A 2,949-nucleotide genomic window follows, 5' to 3' on the forward strand; every position below is an offset into this window, starting at 1 on the left:
GCCCAGAACCCCACCGGCGCCGCCGTTTCCGCTGCGCGTGCGGCCGAGCTGCGTCGGCTGCTGGCCGACCATGCCGACGTTGTGCTCATCGAGGACGACCACTGCGCGGGTATCGCCGGTGTGGGACTGCACAGCTTGGCCGCTACCACACGACACTGGGCGTTCGTGCGGTCGGCATCCAAGGCATATGGCCCAGACCTCAGGTTGGCGCTGCTCGCCGGGGACCAGCGCACGGTTGAGCGGGTGCACGGGCGGCTGCGCCTGGGACCGGGTTGGGTCAGTTACCTGCTGCAGGACCTTGCCGTCAGCATGTGGCGCGACAAGGCGGCAACGCGCTTGGTGCACAAGGCCGAAGCCGTCTACACGCACAACCGTGAGCGCCTTCGCGCGACGCTGGCCGAGCGCGGGGTGACCTCTTATGGCCGCTCCGGTCTCAACGTCTGGATTCCGGTGCCCGACGAAACCGTTGCGATCACCCGGCTACTCGGCGCGGGCTGGGCCGCGGCGCCAGGAACCCGGTTCAGGATCGGCACGGCGCCGGGAATGCGGATTACCGTCTCGAGTCTTGACCCCGCCGAAATCGACGCGCTCGCCGACGCGGTCGCCGAGGCTCTGCATGCAGTCGGGCGCGGCAGCGTGTGAGTTATGCAGCAGAGATACTCAGCGTCTTGATCCCCCTAATGATCTGGGATTCCGTGAGATTCGCGTAGCCAAGCATCAAGCCCGGCGGCGCGGCGGCGTGGTCAGCATAATACGGTGTGAGGGATTCGACCCTGACACCCATTTGGGCAGCGCGACGCACCAGGTCTCGAATCGGATAGCCGCTGGGGAACACAACGGTGAGGTGCACACCGGCCGCAGCGCCGAGCACGGTGGCTTGCGGCAAGTAGCGACTCAGCGCTGCCAGCAACGCATTTCGTCGAGTCAGGTAACGTCGACGCATCTGACGCAGGTGCCGGTCGTATCCACCCGAGGTCAACAGCTGGGCGAACGCGATCTGATCCATGACCGAATTACCAGCGTCGGCAAGGCTTTTCAGTTCGATTGCCGGACCAACCAGCTCAGGCGGCAACACCATCCACCCCATTCGCAGGCCGGGCACCAACGTCTTGCTGGCCGAGCCGAAGTAGATCACCCGATCAGGTGCCAGGCCTTGCAACGCTCCAACGGGCGCGCGGTCGTATCGATACTCGGCATCGTAATCGTCTTCGATGATGAAGTTGCCGGCACGCGACCACTCGAGCAACGCGGCGCGGCGAGGCGAGGTCAATACGACGCCGGTCGGTGACTGGTGCGCAGGCGTGGTCAAGACCGTCGCCGCTCTGGTTTCTGCCACCGCCGCCACATCGATGCCCTCGTCGTCGACGCGAACCGGAACCGGGTTTATTTCGTTGTGTTGCAACACGATCCGGTGTATCCAGAAGCCGGGGTCTTCCATCGCCAACGGCACAGCGCCACGGCGTCGCAACAGCTGGCCGATCAGGCCGAGACCCTGCGTGACGCCCGAACATATGACGATGCGCGCAGGGTCTGCGACCACGCCACGGGTGCGCCCCAGGTATTCCGACAGGGCCGCACGCACGCTGGCGATTCCCTGAGGTCCGATGTAGCCGAACACGTCCGACGGCGCTTGCGATAAGCCCTGCCGCAATGCGCGCAGCCAGCTATCGCGGGGAAACCCGGCGAGATCGGGTGCGCCCGGGACAAAGTCAACGTCGTAGCGCGGTGTCGCAGCGACCTCTGCAGGCGGCGCGTCCGCAGTCGTGTCAACCCGAGCGACAAGCGTTCCGGATCCGCGCTTGCTGACCAGAAATCCTTCGGCGACCAGCTGGCCATAAGTATCGACGACGAGCCGTCGCGAGACGCCCAAGTCGTCGGCCAGCACCCGGGTGGACGGCATCCGGCTCCCCGGTGTGACCCGGCCGGCCCGGATCGCGCCGCGCAGTGCTTCGGCGAGCTGACGGTGCAACGGTTCGGGCCGCCCACGGTCCAGCCGCAGCAGCAGCTCCGGACCCAAAGTGGTACCCGATACTGACATAAAATTGGAGCCTAGTCTGCGGCCAGTTAGCGGCTAGCTTGGGACTATGACGACGTCTGTATCGACCGGGTCACGGCTCGTAACCGCAGTGTTGATCGGTTTCGGGGCGTACTCGACGCTGATGGGGTTGTTCATGCTGCTGGCGCCGGGCGCGTTTTTCGACACGCTCGGCGCTTTCGGGCCGCGCAACAACCACTACATCTTCGACAACGCATCGTTCGAGCTACCGCTCGGTCTGCTGTTGCTCGCTGCGGTGCGCTGGCCAACATGGCGGGTGGGGGCGTTGGCTTTCGCGGTAGCGCACTGGACTCTGCACTCCCTGAGCCACATCGTCGATACCGGTCACGCCGACGGCAGGATTGTCGGCCTGCTCGAGTTCGGCGGGCTGGCGCTGGGCACCATACCGCTCGCAGTCGCGCTGCGGAATTGCGTGGTGGCGGGCAACGCTGACTGAGTTATCCACAGTTGCCGGTTGATCCACAGGCCGGGCTTTGTGCGGTGTGCTCACGCGGGAGTTGTCGGGCGGGCTCATAGCGTCGAGGTATGGGTTCAGCGATCAGCGCCGAGCTGGCACGGGAACAGATCAGTGCCGCTCTGGATGCGATTGACGCTGCCCACGACCAGTTGCGCACAACGTCTTCGGATCTGCTGGGCAACACGTTTCGCGTGGACGTGGCTGAGCGGTTGGAGACCCAGGAGCGCACCAACCGCGGGTTGATGTATCGATATTTCGGGGAGATCGCCGACCCGCCCGACGAGGCGGAGTCCACCGCTTTGGTCCGCTCGGCACTGTGGGCTCGACTACGCATCACTCCCAACGAGATCACCCGTCGGTTCAAGTTGGCCGCCCGGATTCGGCCGCGCCGGTCGTTGACCGGTCCGCCGGTGCCCCCGGAGCTGCCGGAGTTGGC

The 2,949-nt window shown here is 65.5% G+C and carries 4 protein-coding genes; 3 read left to right on the top strand and 1 reads right to left on the bottom strand.

Translation table 11 applies throughout. The features are described from left to right. On the top strand, window positions 1-642 hold a 642-nt coding region (locus WB785_RS02195; protein ID WP_424077060.1), incomplete at its 5' end, for an aminotransferase class I/II-fold pyridoxal phosphate-dependent enzyme. Window position 643: 1 nt separating this feature from the next. Here WB785_RS02195 and WB785_RS02200 read toward each other — a convergent pair. Continuing rightward, on the bottom strand, window positions 644-2,038 hold the full coding sequence (locus WB785_RS02200; RefSeq protein WP_424077061.1) for a PLP-dependent aminotransferase family protein: 1,395 nt from the start codon (window positions 2,036-2,038) through the stop codon (window positions 644-646). 46 nt (window positions 2,039-2,084) lie between these two features. Between WB785_RS02200 and WB785_RS02205 the strand changes: the two genes are divergently transcribed. Together WB785_RS02205 and WB785_RS02210 are read left to right on the top strand one after the other, a co-directional pair. After that, the gene (locus WB785_RS02205) at window positions 2,085-2,492 is read left to right on the top strand and encodes a hypothetical protein (RefSeq protein ID WP_424077062.1); all 408 of its coding nucleotides are present in this window, start codon (window positions 2,085-2,087) and stop codon (window positions 2,490-2,492) included. 89 nt (window positions 2,493-2,581) lie between these two features. Then, window positions 2,582-2,949, top strand: a 368-nt coding sequence (locus WB785_RS02210) for a DUF222 domain-containing protein (RefSeq protein ID WP_424077063.1), incomplete at its 3' end; no start/stop codon positions are given.

Origin of the sequence: Mycobacterium sp. (assembly GCF_049585075.1) — a bacterium.
GTDB lineage: Bacteria > Actinomycetota > Actinomycetes > Mycobacteriales > Mycobacteriaceae > Mycobacterium.

Bases quoted from the DNA above. Each gene is read 5' to 3' on its own strand.
- WB785_RS02205 (WP_424077062.1), top strand. From the start codon at position 2,085: ATGACGACGTCTGTATCGACCGGGTCACGGCTCGTAACCGCAGTGTTG.
- WB785_RS02200 (WP_424077061.1), bottom strand. From the start codon at position 2,038: ATGTCAGTATCGGGTACCACTTTGGGTCCGGAGCTGCTGCTGCGGCTG.